A 16,052-nucleotide genomic window follows, 5' to 3' on the forward strand; every position below is an offset into this window, starting at 1 on the left:
TCAAGCCCGCGAGAGCGGCAATTTTGTTCCGGCTATCACCCTCTCGTCGAGAACGGCGTGACGGAAGCGATAAAGTTGCGCCGGCCGGCCGCCGGTTTCCGCGGTTGTCTCACCGGTCTCCTCGACCAGCTCCTGCTGCTCGATCAGCCGGCGAAAGTTCGGCTTACGCACGAGCCTGCCGGCAAGCGCCTCCACGGTGCGCTGCAGCTGCAAAAGCGTGAAGACCGGCGGCATCAGTTCGAATACGACCGGCCGGTATTTGATCTTGGAGCGCAGCCGCGCAATGCCGGTCGCCAAGATGCGACGATGATCGGCGATCATCGATCTGCCCGACACCGAGGTGGGCGCAGCGGAATGTCCGGCGCGTATTGCTTCCTCCACCAGGGCGGCTTCGTAGAGCAGCTCATAACGTTGAAGCGCGAGTTCCTCGTTCCAATGGCGGTCGTCAAAGCCGAAGGCGATCGCCGCCCGCCGTCGTCGGTCGAGGCGTGTCGTACCGTCGTCAGTGCCATCCGCCCATTCCATCAGGCGCGGCCGCAATTCGTCCAACACGACCGCCGGTGTGCCGGAGCGGTGATCCTCCCACGGGAAATAGTCGTACCAGCTTCCCCAGTGTCGCCCGGCCGGGTCGCCAGCTTCGTCTTGGTGGGTGAGCGCCAGATAGCTGATAGAGACCACGCGGTCGTCAGCGCCAACCCTGTCGCGATCGGCGAAGGTGTAGAGCTGTTCGATATAGCCGAGCGGCTGGCCGGTCTGTTGTTCCACCCATCCCCTGAGGCCCGACTGCAGCGAACGGTGAGCAAGCTCGAACGGGCCGGAGGGCAGGGCGTTTGCCTGCGGGATGGTCAGAACGCAGGGGGCGCTGCTGTCCATGGCGACCACAACGGCGATCAAGTCCGCATTGACGTCGTTGGCCTTGCCTCCAGCTCCGCCTTTCCTAATCCCTTTTGCGCGATCGTCCATGGTCCCCGACGTCGTTGAGCAGAGCCCTGCCGCGTAGGCGGCTGAACCGATTGAATTCCGTTTTTGTCTGATAATTGTCGGCGCGTCAACACCACCCGTCGAGGCGATTTTAGCTCTTCGCAGCTGCACAAAAAGTGCCAACGCGACATCCGTGCTTGGGGAAGGAGGCCCATTGAGTGCGCCGATTCAAAGCTCGTCGATCGACATTGCGACGTTGTTCTCGTCGGCGACAGCGCGGCATGGTTCTCCACGGCTTGGCGTCGACGCTGGGCGTGACGCTGGAGATGATGATCATGCACGGTCAGGCCTGCCCCGTGGCCTGGAGCCGGCGCAAATGGTCGTCGACCCGCCGTTCGGTTCCTTTTGAAGAAACCCGGAGCAGGCTTTCCGCAATGCCTGATAAAGCCCTTCCAGTGCGCCCGCGCCAGCATCATCGCACTCTCGCTCCAACACAACCTATGCGAGTCAGTAAATCGACTCGCCGGCACTATTGTTTCAGGGGAAATGAATCTAGTTTCAGAGGGTTCGGCCGACAGGCCGGGCACAGCTGCGGTCTTCACAGCCTTTTTGACATAAACGCGTCGCCCGATTGAGATTATCTTGACGGTAGCGCAGTGCGCCATCCATGCCAGTCGAGATGATCATGGGCAAATATCGAGACCATCGCGAGCCACGCCGGCATCGCTATGACGATGACCCCGTTTCCTTTTCGGAACGGACTTCCGAGCCAAGCTATTTTCAGCGCCCGCCGACCGTGACGGCAGATCCTGTCGATGCGGAGGTATTGTGGTTCACAGTCAGCAAGGGTTTTGGCTTCGTCAAACTGTCGGACGGCACGGAGGCCTATCTGCATGTGCGAGTGTTAGAGGCGGCCGGAAGCCGGGATGTTGCCGCGGGAACGCCTCTCAAGATCACGGTCGAAAAAAGTCCAAAAGGTCATCAAGTCGCGCAGGTGCTGGAGATCGGCGATCACCGCGCGAAAACTCCGTCACATACGCGCGTCGCTGGAGGGACCTTCGTTGAAACCGGTGCGCAGCTGGAGAGCGGGGCACGGTCAAGTGGTACAAACCCGAAAAGGGCTTCGGCTTCATTGCTCCTGACAACGGTGAGAAGGACGTCTTCGTTCATGCCAGCGCCCTGACGCGCTCAGGGCTCAGCGTGCTGGTGGCGGGACAGAAGGTGTTTGTCGAATGCGGGCAGGGCAAGAAAGGCTGGGAAGTCCGGAGCATTCGCCTTGCCTAGACGGCGATGCATTGCTCGCCTCGAAGGAGATGCCGGAGAGCGTCGGGCGGCCGCCCGAGCCCGCGTAGCAGAAACCGACATTGTCGAAGCGCAGCACGCCGTCGGTGACGACGAGATCCCTGGCGCCCGGCGCGTCCTCGATGTCAAGTTCGGCGTCGAGCAACTCGAACAGCCGCGTGCCGCAGGTCGAGGCGCGCGCGAACGAGTTGACCATCAAATCCGAGCTAGCGCACCGGCATCTGCAGAATGGTCATGAAGGTGAGCAACAGGGCCAGCGTGCCGACGCTGATTTGACCTGCGATCACTTTCTGGCCACCGAACCAGAGCACCAGGCCCATGGCGGTCAGGAACGAGAAATTCATGGCGCTGGTGTTGCCGACACGGATGTCAACGCGCTCATTGGCGAGATCAAGGCGCGTCCTGCTTGGCGCGGTCGAACTTTTCCAGCTCGTGCGGCTGCGCGGCGAAGGCACGCACGACACGGATGCCGCCGAGATTCTCATCCATCACCCGGATCTTTAACGATCGCTGATGCCCAGATATGGGAAGGTCAGGCTTCAATGACGGGGAAGGTGAAGGATTGACTGGTCGGGTTTCCGGGCCGAGCTTGTCGGCCGCTCAATCGAAAGCGTCATTTGAGGCGCTTTTTCTCCCGCGTGTAACTGGAAGACACGCTCGTCCAGTTCCTTGTCTACTTCCGTGAGACGATGATTGAGGCGAAGGTAGTCGGTCCAGGTCGGCGTTCGGAACGTTTCTGTCCACTGCATAGGCTTCTGAAGGTTGCGCTGGAGCGTCCAGTTCCGAGCACCGACGCGGCTGTGTACATGACGCCGCTGCCGCATGAGGTCGAGGAAGGCCTCGACATTTCTCTCGGCTATCAGATATTCGATCTTGACCACGATCGGGCCGCTTCTCGGCTTCAAACTGAGAGCGACAGCTGGGGCGTCGAATTCCTCCAAAGGATCGGGCTCGGACTCGCGGCGCTCGCGAAGAGGAAACAGAACGCCGGCTGCAGCAACGAGCAGCAGGGCCGCAGCGGAACCCTCTAGCGCCCAGGTCAGCGAATTGTTCTGGGAAACGGTGCCCCACACCCAGCTGCCGGCCGCTATGCCGCCGTCTATCAATGCATAGTAGATGGAGATCGTGCGCCCCACGACCCAGCGCGGGCTTGCCAGCTGCACGCTCACGCCAACCCCGGACCAGGCAGTGACCCAGCCTGCGCCGCCCAAAGCAAGTGCAATTGCCGCCACGCCGATCGAAGAGGTAAGCGCCAGGGAGAGGGAGCACGCCGCGCAGGCGACGCAGGAGAGCCTCATCAGCTTTTCTTGCGACAAGCTCCGTCTGAACAGGCTGTTGGAGAGGCCGGCGAAGACCGCGCCTGTTCCGAAACCTGCCATGAGCGTGCCATAGGCGAGCGGGCCTCCTCCCAACTGGTCGCGGACAATCAGCGGCAGCAGCGCGAGTATGGCGATGCTCGCCAGGCCAAAGAGGGTTCCGCGTGCGATCGCCGCTTTGATTTCCGATGACATCGCCGTGAAGCGCAGCCCGTCATAGATGGCCCTCCTCATCGACTCGCGCGGAAGAGGCGACGAGCGGACCTTCCACTTGCAGCGCCATATGGTGGCCAAGGGTACCAAATAGGTGAGGGTGGTCACGGTAAAAGCGGCCAAAAGCCCGAAGGAGGCAACCACGATGCCGCCGAGCGCCGGGCCCACGGTCCGTACGGTGTTGAAGCCAACGGAAAGCAGGGTAACGGCAGCGGGAACATCGCGCCGGTCCACCATATCGCCAACCGACGCCTGCCAGGCGGGATCGTTGAGAGCGCCGCCGCATGCGATTAAAAAGCTGAAGCCGAGAATCATCCATGGGTCGAGAAAGCCCAGCGCTACAACAGCGGTCAGCATCGCAGATGCTATCACCATAAGGCAGCGGCCCGCGAACATAACCCTGCGACGGCTGAAATTGTCAGCGAGAACCCCGGCGAACACGGACAAAATGAAAGCGGGCAGGTTCGATGAAGCCTGCACCAGCGCAACCATCAGATCGGAAGTCGAGATGGTAGCCATCAGCCAACTGATGGCAACAGTCTGCATCAACCAGCCGAGGCTCGAGACTTGCGTGGCGAGCCAGATCGAACGAAAGGTGGGCTGCAAAAGTGGCGCAAAGGTCGTTGGTGCAGCCAAATCATCATTTGATCCAGCCACCCTACTCATTTTGCCAACCTTTGCTTTGCGTTATTGCCGTTTCCCATGTAATCTAGGCTGAACCGTGGCGGCTAGAAGAATAGAGAGAAACTGTTTGCCTTGCGGCACAGTTCCTCGTGATTAAGGGTTGCGGCCGAGACGCATGCCCGAGCCGGCTCACCCCGCCTTCGAAGACATCACGGGGTGGAGCCCGGATTCTTGCTTGTCGTTTGACACAGCATGCTTCATCAACGGGCACTTTGCCGAGCGATGCCTTTTCGCGAAACGCGACGATGTTCTTTCGTCGGAAACTCTCTCCAACGGCGTTCGATGCGCTGAGTCTGGCTTGGGGCGAGGTGAGGGCTTGCAGATCTTAGACAGGATTGATTGCTGATATACGCAGACGGTTGCCGGGCCGCGATCGAAGAGGCGCGCGCCTTGCTGCTTCAGCTTGAACAAAAGTCTGACGCGCTCACACATGCCATCGACGACTTTCTGCTCGATCTGATGAGGCTGGCTTTCATTGTTGAATGTTATGGACGCGGCTTTGAACTTTTGGCGCGAACGCTTGCCCGTAGAAGACTGGCAAAGGTCAGGCTTTTGTCGGGGGCGGTGGACTCCGCCAGGGGAGAAATGACACCCAAAGCCGGATGGCTGACGCGGCGGTCGCCCCGCGTTCCGCACAGTGACGAAGGTAACGGTACGGCTCTTCGGCAGATGGCGCATCCGCATGGTAGCGTCTGGCCGTTCCCTCTGATGCTTCGGCCTCCCACACCTATCCGAACAGGCCCGATCCTGGAGGGTCCTCGAAGTGGGCATGAGGGCGATAGGGCGCGTGGTTCGGGTACCAAGCGTAGGCGCGGTATTGGGCTGGAAATTGGCGACGCGCGACGAAGAAGTCCGAGATCAACTCGTGCAATGGCAATTCCTAACACCGTGGACGTGTTGGAGCAGCCTCATCCTCCTAGTCAGGAACGTCATCAAGGTTATAGGATTGATGCGCGGCGAACCCTCGGAACTCAGGATCATGTTGACATCGCTGTTCGACAGAGCCGACTTCGCGCAAGGAAGCCACATCGTTTCGGAATTGCTTATCTCAGGGTCTATCGTCGGCCTAGTCAAACCCTTGGCGCGGCGAGGAAGCGGCGGTCGTCGGCGTGATGCATGACGGGAGTCGGCGGCGCCTCACCATAGGCGAAATGCAGGAACCAAAGGAAAGGACCACCTGCATGGAATTGCGAACCGGGTCCTCGGCGTCTGAGTCGCGACCTTGCCAAGGATCATTCAACCCGCGACGTAGAGCTTCAAGCCAGCCTTGGACATGCGAACCGCGCTACCATCGTTGCAGAGGAGCCGTCCACCAGATGGTTCCATTTGTAGTCCGCGCCTTTGGTCGACATAGCGGACTGGCTCTGGCCACCGGCAAGGTTGAAGAGTGTTCCGTTGTTGCAGTCGTACTTGGCCTACGTGAACCAGATGCCTGAGCACGCGGTCGCGTTTCAGGGTTGATCTACTCGTAAAAAGGAATTGTCTTAGGCGGAAGGCCGCACTTAATACCACTATCCTATTGGCGCCCCGTCGGGTTCCCGGATTGAGCAAGTCCGGATCACTATTTTATGCCGCTGCCAGCGTTGTGTCCGCCATGTGCACGCGCGCTGCCGCTGCCAGCAGGTCGGTCTGGGTGATCAGCCCAATAATGCGTCGCTCGGCATCGACGATGACCACGGCATGGCTGCGGCCGTCGGTGAGCACCGGCAGCAGGCTCATCGCCGGCGTATCGGGAGAGGCGGTGCCAGCCTTCGACATTACAGCCCTCACCGCGTCGGTCGCCTTCGTCAGCTCGCGCAGGCCAACTACACCGACCAGCCCGCCGTCGGCGTCGGTCACCGGCAGCGTCCGGATGTTGTGATCGAGCAGCAAATGACGCGCCTGGTCGGCAGGCGCATGTTCATCGACCGAAATCACATCGCGCGACATGATGTCCTCGCACAGCAGGGTGCGGTGGGAGCGCACCATCGCCTGCAACTCGACCTGCCGCAGCAGCCGCTCAAGATCGTTGCGGTCGATATCGAAGGTTTCCTCCAGCGCGCCGAGCGCGGCATCGATATCCTCGGGCTGGAAGCCGACCCGCTCCCGCGCCGGCGGATCGATGGTTCCATGCGCGCTTTTAAGGGCGGGGGCCGCCACATGTGGATAGTTGCGCCGCGACAGTTTATGGATGCCGTAGCCGAGTGCAACCAGCACGATCGAGTTCAGCGCTACCGGAACGAAGGGAAACAGCAAGCCGGAACTGAAGACGGCCGGTCCGCCGAACACCGCAGTTAAGGCGGCGGCGCCACCCGGCGGATGCAGGCAGCGCGTGAACGACATGGCGGCGATGGCCAGCGCCACCGCAATGCCGGTAGCAAGAACGGGTTCACGCACGAAATGCGCCACGATCACCCCGACCAGCGCCGAAATCGTATTGCCACCGATAATCGACCAAGGTTGCGCCAGCGGGCTTGAAGGCACGGCAAAGAGCAGCACGGCCGATGCTCCCATTGGAGCAACTAGCAGTGCGACATGTGGGCCAGACCCGTTCGCCAGCGCACTGATCACGCCAGTCAATGCGATGCCGATCATGGCCCCGATGCAGGCGAGCAGCCGCTCGCGCAGCGTTGCACCGGCAAGGATCGGAACAAAGAGACGAAACGCCATGGCATACCCTTGGGCGAGTGGTCGGAACTCCGCGCTCCGCAATGCAGGCAAAGCCACAGATTTGGAAGTTAAGCCAATTCGGAAAGTCGGCTCACGGGGGAATACTTTTGCGCGAAACGGCCATTGCCAAATGGGTGCAGACATTTTGATCGGCCAGAGAAGGCAGACGGCACGCTGATCCGCTCGAGCGCAGCTAGAGGCCAAGGGCTGCCGTGCCGCGGGCAGCCGGAAATGGGGATGGTCGGAGGTCGAGCTGGGATGGACACTAGGGAATTCAGAGGCTTCGAAAAGCGTGCTGACAATGTGGCATGGCAAGACAAATCAGGCCCTTGTCGCTCCACTTCCGAGGCGAACTCCAGCGGAGTACAGCTTCTACGCGGTGCTTGGTCTGCCTGTCCTTGCCACCATCGGATTCGGTGGCGTCATGCTGAAACGTCCACCTGTAGCCGCTGAGAAGACGACTGCCGCCAGTGCCGTCGTGGAACCGCTATATGACGGCGGCTTGGTTACAGAGCCGGCTCGTGTCGATCGGGCGGGGGAGCCTGATGTGACGTACATGGTCCAGAAAGTGGCCAATGAAGGTGCTGGCATCGTCAACGTGATCAGGTCACGTAATAGCGGTAATACAACCGCGACCACGAGCCTCTCAGGCGTTCGATGAGGCGGGAAAATCCGATCACCAGACCAAACGCGTTTCCGCCACACTGCCACACACGAAACCGATCAGGTCACGTTCCAGGCTCGCCAGAAGATTGGAGCCAAGGCCACCTCGGCTGAACTCTGCCATGCCGCGGCCGCCACCTCTTCCAGCCGCGGTAGAAAACGTGGGTCAGCAGCGCCGGCATGGGCGAGCAACTCCCAAAATCGCGAGCAGCGCCATCGGCTCCGCAAGCGGCCGCAGATGTCGGCCGATGAAGCGGAAGGGCGGCGGTGCGATGGAAGCGCCGTGCGACAGCCTATCCAGACCTGTAATCGTGATCAGGCTCATCTGGGTCTCCGGACGCCAGCGTTGCAGATGGTTTTAGGCAAGCGTGAGCAGGCCGTGGGTCCCAATCCGGTCAGGCCGACCACGATCATGGCCGAAAGAACGAGTTCCAATTGAAAGAGCTGACGACCATAGGCGATCAGGTATCGGAGCCTTTCGAACGATGCGATGAGTTCTACCGCAACCAGGGTTTGCCAGCCGTTGGCAAGGCCTTCAGCCCTGTAAAGATCGACGGCACGGCGGAAGGCAGCACGAGTTTCGACCAGCGGCTGAACGAAAGGACACGGCCAGACCCCGTCTCACGACGACGCCGTTGCGCTTCGCCGCCATCAGGCTGGGTAGAGGACTTGCACGTCTAAAGCTGTCGATCATGCTCGGCACACAAAAAAGGGCGGCATTGCTGCCGCCCTTTCCGCTGTAGGTTGATAGGGGGCTGGATTAGAAATCCATACCGCCCATGCCGCCCATGCCACCGCCGGGCATACCAGCCGGCATGCCGCCGCCAACCGACTCCTTCTTCGGAGCCTCCGCGATCATGGCTTCGGTGGTGACCAGCAGGCCGGCGACCGAGGCCGCGTCCTGCAGAGCCGTGCGCACAACCTTGACCGGATCGACGATACCCATGGCGATCATGTCGCCATATTCGCCGGTCTGGGCGTTGTAGCCGAAGGTTGCCCCCTTGTTCTCAAGGATCTTGCCGGCAACGATCGATGCTTCCGCACCGGCGTTGGCCGCGATCTGACGGGCCGGAGCCTGCAGCGCGCGACGCACGATGGCGATGCCGGCGGTCTGGTCGGAGTTGGCGCCAGTGACGGTGATGGCCAGCGAAGCGCGCAGCAGGGCGACGCCGCCGCCGGGAACGATGCCTTCTTCGACGGCCGCGCGGGTCGCGTTGAGGGCGTCATCGACGCGGTCCTTCTTTTCCTTGACTTCGATCTCGGTCGCACCGCCGACGCGGATGACGGCAACGCCGCCCGCCAGCTTGGCGAGACGTTCCTGCAGCTTCTCCTTGTCGTAGTCCGAGGTGGTCTCCTCGATCTGCTGCTTGATCTGGGCGACGCGGCCCTGGATTTCTTCCTTCTTGCCGGCGCCGTCGACGATGGTGGTGTTCTCCTTGGAGATCGACACCTTCTTGGCGCGGCCGAGCATGTTCAGGCCGACATTCTCGAGCTTGATGCCGAGGTCTTCGGAAATGACCTGGCCACCGGTGAGGATGGCGATGTCTTCCAGCATGGCCTTGCGGCGATCACCGAAGCCCGGCGCCTTGACGGCAGCGATCTTCAGGCCGCCACGCAGCTTGTTGACGACCAGCGTGGCCAGGGCCTCGCCTTCGACATCTTCCGAGATGATGACCAGCGGCTTCGAGGTCTGCACGACGGCCTCGAGGATCGGCAGCATGGCCTGCAGGTTGGAGAGCTTCTTCTCGTGGAGAAGAATGTAGGCGTCTTCCAGATCCGCAACCATCTTCTCGGCGTTGGTGACGAAGTAGGGCGAGAGATAGCCGCGGTCGAACTGCATGCCTTCAACGACTTCGAGCTCGGTCTCGGCGGTCTTGGCTTCCTCGACCGTGATGACGCCCTCATTGCCGACCTTCTGCATCGCTTCCGCGATCATCGAGCCGACCGAAACGTCGCCATTGCCGGCGATGGTGCCGACCTGGGCAACCTCTTCCGAGGTCTTGATCTTCTTGGCGTTCTTGATCAGCGTCGCGACGACGTCGGCGACGGCGAGGTCGATGCCGCGCTTGAGGTCCATCGGGTTCATGCCGGCGGCAACCGCCTTGTGGCCTTCCTGGACGATCGACTGTGCCAGAACGGTCGCGGTGGTGGTGCCGTCGCCGGCGATGTCGTTGGTCTTCGAAGCAACTTCGCGGACCATCTGCGCGCCCATGTTCTCGAACTTGTCCTCAAGCTCGATTTCCTTGGCGACGGTGACGCCGTCCTTGGTGATGCGCGGTGCGCCGAACGACTTGTCGATGACGACGTTGCGGCCCTTGGGGCCGAGCGTGACCTTCACCGCGTCGGCGAGGATGTTGACGCCGCGCAGCATGCGCTCACGAGCGTCGCGGGAGAATTTTACGTCTTTGGCAGCCATTTTTTACTCCTGGGCATTTCGCCCGAAATTCAGATTGGATGGTGCGGATGAAGGCGGCGGCGTGTCAGCCGATGACGCCCATGATGTCCGCTTCCTTCATGATCAGAAGGTCTTCGCCATTGAGCTTGACTTCGGTGCCCGACCACTTGCCGAACAGGATGCGGTCGCCGGCCTTGACGTCCAGCGGGACGAGCTTGCCGACCTCGTCACGGGCGCCGGAACCGATGGCGATGATCTCGCCTTCCTGCGGCTTTTCCTTAGCCGTATCGGGGATGATGATCCCGCCGGCGGTCTTCGCTTCGGACTCGACGCGGCGAACGACCACGCGGTCATGCAGCGGCCGGAAATTCGACTTTGCCATTTTTGGATTTCCCTGGTGCGGATGTTGAACGGTTCTCCGTTGCCGGAGCGTGGTTAGCACTCACCAGAAGCGAGTGCTAACGCGGCAGTGAGATAGGCCGTAGGCTCCTGCTAGTCAAGACGGAAGAGGGACGGGCGAAGAGCAAACGAGCGTGGAAGCACCGAGCCCTTTACGTGAAAGACGTCGGAGATCGGACATGGATGGGGCGGCTCACCATTTGTAACTGAAGGCTTTATTCATTTGGCACGATTGGTGCAGCGGATGATCCGCAAACGTTGCGCGCGACAAATATGAGAGGTGAACGCCATCAGCATGAACTCGAATTTGAAATGTTTGGCCAAAGCAACTGCCATCGCCTTGCTCTGGACGGTCACGGCTACGTCGGCGGACGAAGGTATGTGGATGCCGGGCCAGACTGCGGAAGTGGGCGCGGCCATGCGGCCGTCTGGACGCTGACCCGCTCAACGCGATCGTATCACTGGGCGGATGCTCCGCCTCGTTCGTCAGTCCACAAGGGCTGGTCGCAACCAATCATCACTGCGTGTTCGAATCCATCCAATACCACAGCAAAGAGGGCCAGGACTATCTCACAGACGGCTTTCTGGCGAAGAGCCCTGGGTGAAGAATTGCCCGCGGCGCCAGGCAGCCGAATCCATGTGATCGAGGACATGCGGGATGTGACCGCCGAAATACTCAAGGGCGTCTCGGACAAGCTGAATGGGTTTGCCCGATATGAGCGGCTCGCCACGAACCGCAAGGCCCTGATCGCCGCATGTGAAGGACAGCCCAATCGCCGGTGCGACGTAGGGGCCTATTATGGCGGCGCCTCCTACTATCTCCAGCAGAAGCTCGAAATCGAGGACGTGCGCCTTGTCTATGCGCCCGCGCTCGGCATCGGTAACTTCGGCGGCGAAACGGACAATTGGATGTGGCCGCGCCACACAGGCGACTTCGGCTTTTATCGCGCCTATGTCGCTCCTGATGGTTCCTCCCGGCCATATGCGCGCGACAATGTGCCTTACCGGCCGAAGAGTTGGCTACCCATAGCCTGTGCAGGCGTCAAGGAAGGCGACCTTGTGATGGTCGCCGGCTTTCCCGGCGCAACCCACCAGTTCCTGACGGCGGATGAAGTCCGGTTCAACTTCGCGCAATTCGAACCGCGGTTGCAGCGTTCGCTCTCGGATTATGCCGCCCAGATCAAAAGGCAACGGCAGGCAATCGCGAGGCGCAGATCCATTGACCGCCCGCTTCACAAATTGGCTCGGCCTAAAACGCATGGGAAAAGCAGAAAAGGCAACAGATCGGCACCAGAATGAATATGACCGCGCGAACTGACAGACGCGCCAACAATCGGCATCTCGCATGGTCGGTGGCACTGGACGTGGCTCCCACCCTGCTGGCGCGACTCCCCATCAGGTCGTCGGGGTTTCGGCGAAAAAAACTTCCGCGTGTCTCTGCGCGATCCATCCCGCTTGCGCGTGCCTAGTCAACCAAAAAACTGACCATCTGCAGGATCAGGATCAGCAAAAAAAAGCCAAAGGCAGACGCCAAAACAGCTGCCAGCAGGACGATGCGTTGTTTCTTCACCCACAGTTCCCCCGGGAGAGAGTCTAATGATAATCCTTAAAAAAGGCGCCCTGGAATAGGGCGCCCTACGCTCATTTGTGCAAATTTAAAGTTTAGCTTGCCCTGCTTTATGTAATTAAACGTTTCTTTTATGCGACACTTCTCCAAGTGTTACTTGCACAAATCAAAACCGCACATTTAGACGAACTGTACATTCGATAGCGACTTTGACGCATGCGTTTACTGGCGGTATACATCCTTCACCGTTGCCGCAAGGCATTGGCCCACTCGCGCGGCACCTCCTTCACGACAAAGGTTGAAAGCCCGTCCTCGGGCGTTTCATTTCCAAGATCACTTCGATCCACTCATACGGCTTCCCGAGCGAGACCGTGGGTTCGGACGGTGCGAATGAATTTCTCGTTATAATCGAATTGATTATAAGGGTATATTTCTACGTTGAGTATAAAGGATGTCAAGCCCGCGCCAGCGGCAATTTTGTCCGGGCGACCGCCGTTTCGTCGAGGACATGGTGGCGGAAGCGATAAAGCTTCGCCGGCCGACCGCCGGTGTCAAAAGCACTTTCGCCGGTCTCCTCCACCAGTTCCTGCTGCTCCATCAACCGGCGAAAGTTCTGCTGAAGCGCCCCTGCCGATGTAGTCGTCAACGCCGTCCGCGTCAGCGCATTGCCATCGGCGAGAAGCCAACGACATTGTTGATGACGAACGTAACGATCCGCGGCTTCAGAGAGGAATGCGCGCTTCGTCCAGATGGATGGAGTGGGCTGGCAGGTCCCGGGCGGCCGCGCCGTTGAGGATGCAGCATCGAGAGCCGCGCTCGCCGAGGATGACATAGGTCGAGATTCGCGCGCCGGAAGTCTTCCATGTCTCCACGAATCCATTGGCAGGATCCCGGCTTCTTCGCAGTGGTCAGGGTCGAGCGTTATCGAACCGTGGTAGTTGAGGTTTGCTTCGGTGACGTGGATGCCGTGCAGCTTGCCGGCGACTATTTTTCGCATTGGTCCCGTTGTCCTATTCATCTCACAAAGTCAGTCCTGATGTTGAGCAGCTTCGCTGGGCTAAATCCCGACGACGAGCGCCCCGCCGCTGAGTCCCGCACCTGCCGCCGCCAGGAGTATTTTCTTGCCCGGCCGAAACGGCTCCGCTTGATTGGCGAGCGACAGTGAGAGCGGGATCGTCGCGGCCGAAGAGTTGCCGTATTCGGCAATCGTCTTGACAATTGCTTGATCCGCTATGCCGAGGTTACTCCCGACAGCATCGAAAATGCGAGCATTGGCCTGATGCGGCACGAACCGGTCGACATCCTGTGGTCGCACTCCGGCAGCGGCTAGCGCGCTTATCGAGCAATCGGTCATCATCTCGACGGCCTTTGCGAACACTTCGCGGCCGTCGGTCATCGTCATTCGGGTTTGCGCGAGGTCGAGGTCACCGTGGAACGGCTTGTTGCTTCCTCCTGCGGGAATCTGGATCAGCCCGTATCGCGAGCCGTCCGAATCCACGGAGGCACCGAGAATCCCCCGATCAGTATCCTCGCAGGGACCGATCACGAGGGCGCCGGCGGCATCGGCAAACAGCACGGCGCTGGCGCGCTCAGAGGGATTGATGCGGCGGCTGAGGATGTTGGCGGCGATAACAAGGCTCGCTTTGCCGTGCAGGCGGGTAAATCCGTCCGCAAACATCAGCGCATAGATGAAGCCGGCGCAGGCACCGGTCAGATCGACCGCGCCTGCGCGGCCAAGGCCGAGCTTGTGTGCGACCAGGGGTGCACTGGGCGGCAGAAGATGGTCGGGCGTCGAGGTGGCAAGCAACAGCAGACCGATGTCGTGGCGCGCAATGCCGGCGTTCGCCAGCGCCATGTCGCCAGCCTGCGTGGCAAGACCAGACAGCGTATCTTCATCCGTTGCCCAGAATCGCGAGCGAATTCCGGTGCGCCGCTCGATCCAGCCAGGTTCGAGCCCGAGATTGTTCTCGATCTCGGCATTCTCCACTTTGCGCCCAGGCGCATGATGGCCAAACCCGAGAATGCGCGACGACCTGGTCATGGCTTCGAACCGAAGCGTTCGCCGGCCTCCTCGATGGCGTCATAGAGCCCGTCCAGTTCCTCGCCGGTGATGCAATAGGGCGGCAGAAGGTAGAGGACATTGCCGAGCGGGCGCACGAGCAGGCCGCGCTCGAGGAAAAATGCGCGCAGCTTCGGCCCGATCTCGGCCAGATAGCCGGCAGAGCCGGCGCGCAGGTCGAGGGCCGCGATCGTGCCGGTCACCCGGCTATCGGTGAAGTAGCGATTGTGGCGAAAGCGTTGAAGTCCGGCGGCCTGCCTCGCGCTCAAGGCCGCAATACGCTCGGCCACCGGCTCGTCGCGCCAGATTTCGACATTGGCGAGTGCGGCCGCGCAGGCAATCGGATTGGCGGTGTAGGAGCTCGAGTGGAAAAACGTCTTCTTGCGATCCGCCGAATAGTGAGCCTGGAAGATGGCATCGGTGGCGAGCGTAGCGGCCAGCGGGACGGCACCGCCGGTCAGGCCCTTCGAGGTGCACAGGATGTCTGGAGAGATGGACGCTTGCTCGCAGGCGAACATGGTTCCGGTGCGCCCCCAGCCGGTCATCACCTCATCGGCGATCAGCAGTGTGCCGGAGGCCTCAGTGATGTTTTTCAACTCGGACAGAACCCAGGCCGGATACATCAGCATGCCGCCGGCGCCAAGCACGAGCGGTTCGACGATCAGCCCGGCGGCGCGCCGGTCGCGGCTGACGGCCTCGAATCTATCCAGCGTTTCCTGCTCGCGGCCGGCGGCCGGGAAGGGAATGGTGTCGACCTCGAACAGCAAGGGTTCGTAGGCGGCGTTGAACACGCCACGGGCACCGACGCTCATCGTGCCGATCGTGTCGCCATGATAGCTGTGCTCCATGACGACGATGCGCGAGCGCGGCGCGCCGATGTTGCGGAAATAGCCGAGCGCCATCTTCAGCGCGACTTCGACGCTGGTCGAGCCGCTGTCGGAATAGAACACCCAGTCGAGTCCGGCGGGAGCGAGTCCGACAAGCGCCTTGGCCAAGCATTCGGCTGGCTCGTGCGTGAAGCCTGCAAAGATGATCTGGTCGAGGCTCGAGGCGGTCGTCTCGATAGCTTTCATGATGCGGGGATGGCGGTGGCCATGGGTGACCACCCACCAGGAGGAAATGGCGTCCAGAATGCGCGCGCCATTGGCTTTGTGGAGATACGCGCCTTCAGTCAGGACGATTTCAGGGATCGCCGGCTCGAGCGCGTGCTGGGTGAAGGGATGCCACACACGGGATTGCCGCATCATCCGCCTCCGGCAATCAAAGCGAGGTCGAAGCCGGCAATCATCGCTTGTCTCAGCGTTTTGTCCGTCAGCGGATCGAGGTGCGGCAGCCTGCCGAGTTGCGGCACGTCGCCGAATTCCACGATCGTCCGTTGCGTATCGGTCATCTCATCGCCGATGAAGGCGATGCCAGCCAGCGGGATAGCGCGCGCCCGCAGGGCCTCGATCGACAGCAGGGTGTGATTGATTGTTCCGAGCGCGGTGCGGGCGCACAGAATGACCGGCAACTGCCATTGCTCGAATATGTCGATGAACCTTGTCCGGCGGTTCAGCGGCACCATCAGCCCGCCGGCGCCTTCGATGACGAGCGGTGTCGGCAGGACCGGAAACGAAAGATCGGCAGCCTCGATCGAAACGTCGTCGATTTCGGCCGAACGATGCGGCGAAAGCGGGCTCTTCAAGCGGTAGGCTTCCGGCAGCACGCGCCCCGACGGCAGCCCGGCAAGTCGCGCAACCGCCTCGCTGTCGGTCTCGCCGTCGAGGCCCGATTGCACCGGCTTCCAGTAGAAACCGTCAAGCAGGCCGGCAAGCCCGGCCGAAAACACCGTCTTGCCAATTCCGGTGTCTGTTCCGGTGATGACGATGCGCTTGGTCATGTCGC

12 protein-coding genes and 4 pseudogenes are annotated in these 16,052 nt (G+C 61.0%); 4 read left to right on the forward strand and 12 right to left on the reverse strand.

What is annotated here, in order from left to right:
• Entirely contained in the window at positions 1-963 is a 963-nt protein-coding gene (locus NKH83_RS24930; RefSeq protein WP_352469024.1) for an NUDIX hydrolase, read from the reverse strand.
• A 147-nt stretch (positions 964-1,110) separates the two neighbouring features.
• Here NKH83_RS24930 and NKH83_RS24935 point away from each other — a divergent pair.
• The 3 genes and pseudogenes from NKH83_RS24935 to NKH83_RS24945 form a co-directional block, all read left to right on the forward strand.
• Positions 1,111-1,327 (forward strand): annotated as a pseudogene (locus tag NKH83_RS24935) (3-methyl-2-oxobutanoate hydroxymethyltransferase); the annotation flags it as partial.
• A gap of 279 nt (positions 1,328-1,606) precedes the next feature.
• Positions 1,607-2,104 (forward strand): cold-shock protein, encoded by a 498-nt coding sequence (locus tag NKH83_RS24940; protein WP_352807974.1) that lies wholly within the window; start codon positions 1,607-1,609, stop codon positions 2,102-2,104.
• Positions 2,053-2,205, forward strand: coding sequence for a cold-shock protein (locus tag NKH83_RS24945; RefSeq protein WP_352807985.1), 153 nt, complete (start codon positions 2,053-2,055; stop codon positions 2,203-2,205). The genes NKH83_RS24940 and NKH83_RS24945 overlap by 52 nt, the downstream gene beginning before the upstream one ends.
• Here the strand turns inward: NKH83_RS24945 and NKH83_RS24950 are convergent.
• The 6 genes and pseudogenes from NKH83_RS24950 to groES all read right to left on the reverse strand — a co-directional run.
• A pseudogene (locus NKH83_RS24950) lies at positions 2,180-2,730 on the reverse strand (ABC transporter transmembrane domain-containing protein); the annotation flags it as partial. The gene NKH83_RS24945 and the pseudogene NKH83_RS24950 sit on opposite strands and share 26 nt — an antisense overlap.
• A 32-nt stretch (positions 2,731-2,762) precedes the next feature.
• Positions 2,763-4,418: an MFS transporter gene (locus NKH83_RS24955; RefSeq protein WP_352807975.1), complete on the reverse strand. Its 1,656-nt coding sequence runs from the start codon at positions 4,416-4,418 to the stop codon at positions 2,763-2,765.
• 1,584 nt (positions 4,419-6,002) lie between these two features.
• Positions 6,003-7,085, reverse strand: a complete 1,083-nt coding sequence (locus NKH83_RS24960; RefSeq protein WP_352452638.1) for an HPP family protein — start codon at positions 7,083-7,085, stop codon at positions 6,003-6,005.
• Between the two features lie 829 nt (positions 7,086-7,914).
• On the reverse strand, positions 7,915-8,073 hold the full coding sequence (locus tag NKH83_RS24965) for a hypothetical protein (RefSeq protein ID WP_352492851.1): 159 nt from the start codon (positions 8,071-8,073) through the stop codon (positions 7,915-7,917).
• Between the two features lie 435 nt (positions 8,074-8,508).
• Positions 8,509-10,164: a chaperonin GroEL gene (gene groL / locus NKH83_RS24970; protein ID WP_352566725.1), complete on the reverse strand. Its 1,656-nt coding sequence runs from the start codon at positions 10,162-10,164 to the stop codon at positions 8,509-8,511.
• A gap of 64 nt (positions 10,165-10,228) precedes the next feature.
• A complete protein-coding gene (gene groES, locus NKH83_RS24975) occupies positions 10,229-10,525 on the reverse strand; it encodes a co-chaperone GroES (protein ID WP_352453535.1) in 297 nt (98 codons plus the stop codon).
• A 275-nt stretch (positions 10,526-10,800) separates the two neighbouring features.
• Between groES and NKH83_RS24985 the strand changes: the two genes are divergently transcribed.
• Positions 10,801-11,841 (forward strand): S46 family peptidase, encoded by a 1,041-nt coding sequence (locus NKH83_RS24985; protein ID WP_502895618.1) that lies wholly within the window; start codon positions 10,801-10,803, stop codon positions 11,839-11,841.
• 722 nt (positions 11,842-12,563) lie between these two features.
• Here NKH83_RS24985 and NKH83_RS31720 read toward each other — a convergent pair.
• The 5 genes and pseudogenes from NKH83_RS31720 to bioD form a co-directional block, all read right to left on the reverse strand.
• Positions 12,564-12,770 (reverse strand): annotated as a pseudogene (locus NKH83_RS31720) (NrtR DNA-binding winged helix domain-containing protein); the annotation flags it as partial.
• A 29-nt stretch (positions 12,771-12,799) separates the two neighbouring features.
• Positions 12,800-13,106 (reverse strand): annotated as a pseudogene (locus NKH83_RS24990) (aspartate 1-decarboxylase); the annotation flags it as partial.
• A gap of 60 nt (positions 13,107-13,166) precedes the next feature.
• Positions 13,167-14,150, reverse strand: coding sequence for a 3-oxopimeloyl-[acyl-carrier-protein] synthase BioZ (bioZ, locus tag NKH83_RS24995; RefSeq protein WP_352807976.1), 984 nt, complete (start codon positions 14,148-14,150; stop codon positions 13,167-13,169).
• On the reverse strand, positions 14,147-15,412 hold the full coding sequence (locus tag NKH83_RS25000) for an adenosylmethionine--8-amino-7-oxononanoate transaminase (protein ID WP_352807977.1): 1,266 nt from the start codon (positions 15,410-15,412) through the stop codon (positions 14,147-14,149). Before NKH83_RS25000 ends, bioZ begins: the two co-directional genes overlap by 4 nt.
• Positions 15,412-16,047 carry a dethiobiotin synthase gene (bioD, locus tag NKH83_RS25005; protein WP_031194973.1) on the reverse strand — a complete coding sequence of 212 codons (636 nt, stop codon included), beginning with the start codon at positions 16,045-16,047 and terminating at the stop codon, positions 15,412-15,414. Before bioD ends, NKH83_RS25000 begins: the two co-directional genes overlap by 1 nt.
• Positions 16,048-16,052 lie beyond the last annotated feature (5 nt).

The sequence above is a fragment of the Mesorhizobium sp. M0909 genome (assembly GCF_040319515.1).
GTDB lineage: Bacteria > Pseudomonadota > Alphaproteobacteria > Rhizobiales > Rhizobiaceae > Mesorhizobium.

Coding starts and splice junctions, on each gene's coding strand:
- NKH83_RS24965 (WP_352492851.1), bottom strand. CDS start 8,073: ATGAGCCTGATCACGATTACAGGTCTGGATAGGCTGTCGCACGGCGCT.
- groL (WP_352566725.1), bottom strand. CDS start 10,164: ATGGCTGCCAAAGACGTAAAATTCTCCCGCGACGCTCGTGAGCGCATG.
- bioZ (WP_352807976.1), bottom strand. CDS start 14,150: ATGACCAGGTCGTCGCGCATTCTCGGGTTTGGCCATCATGCGCCTGGG.
- groES (WP_352453535.1), bottom strand. CDS start 10,525: ATGGCAAAGTCGAATTTCCGGCCGCTGCATGACCGCGTGGTCGTTCGC.
- NKH83_RS24940 (WP_352807974.1), top strand. CDS start 1,607: ATGGGCAAATATCGAGACCATCGCGAGCCACGCCGGCATCGCTATGAC.
- NKH83_RS24955 (WP_352807975.1), bottom strand. CDS start 4,418: ATGAGTAGGGTGGCTGGATCAAATGATGATTTGGCTGCACCAACGACC.
- bioD (WP_031194973.1), bottom strand. CDS start 16,047: ATGACCAAGCGCATCGTCATCACCGGAACAGACACCGGAATTGGCAAG.
- NKH83_RS24930 (WP_352469024.1), bottom strand. CDS start 963: ATGGACGATCGCGCAAAAGGGATTAGGAAAGGCGGAGCTGGAGGCAAG.
- NKH83_RS25000 (WP_352807977.1), bottom strand. CDS start 15,412: ATGCGGCAATCCCGTGTGTGGCATCCCTTCACCCAGCACGCGCTCGAG.
- NKH83_RS24960 (WP_352452638.1), bottom strand. CDS start 7,085: ATGGCGTTTCGTCTCTTTGTTCCGATCCTTGCCGGTGCAACGCTGCGC.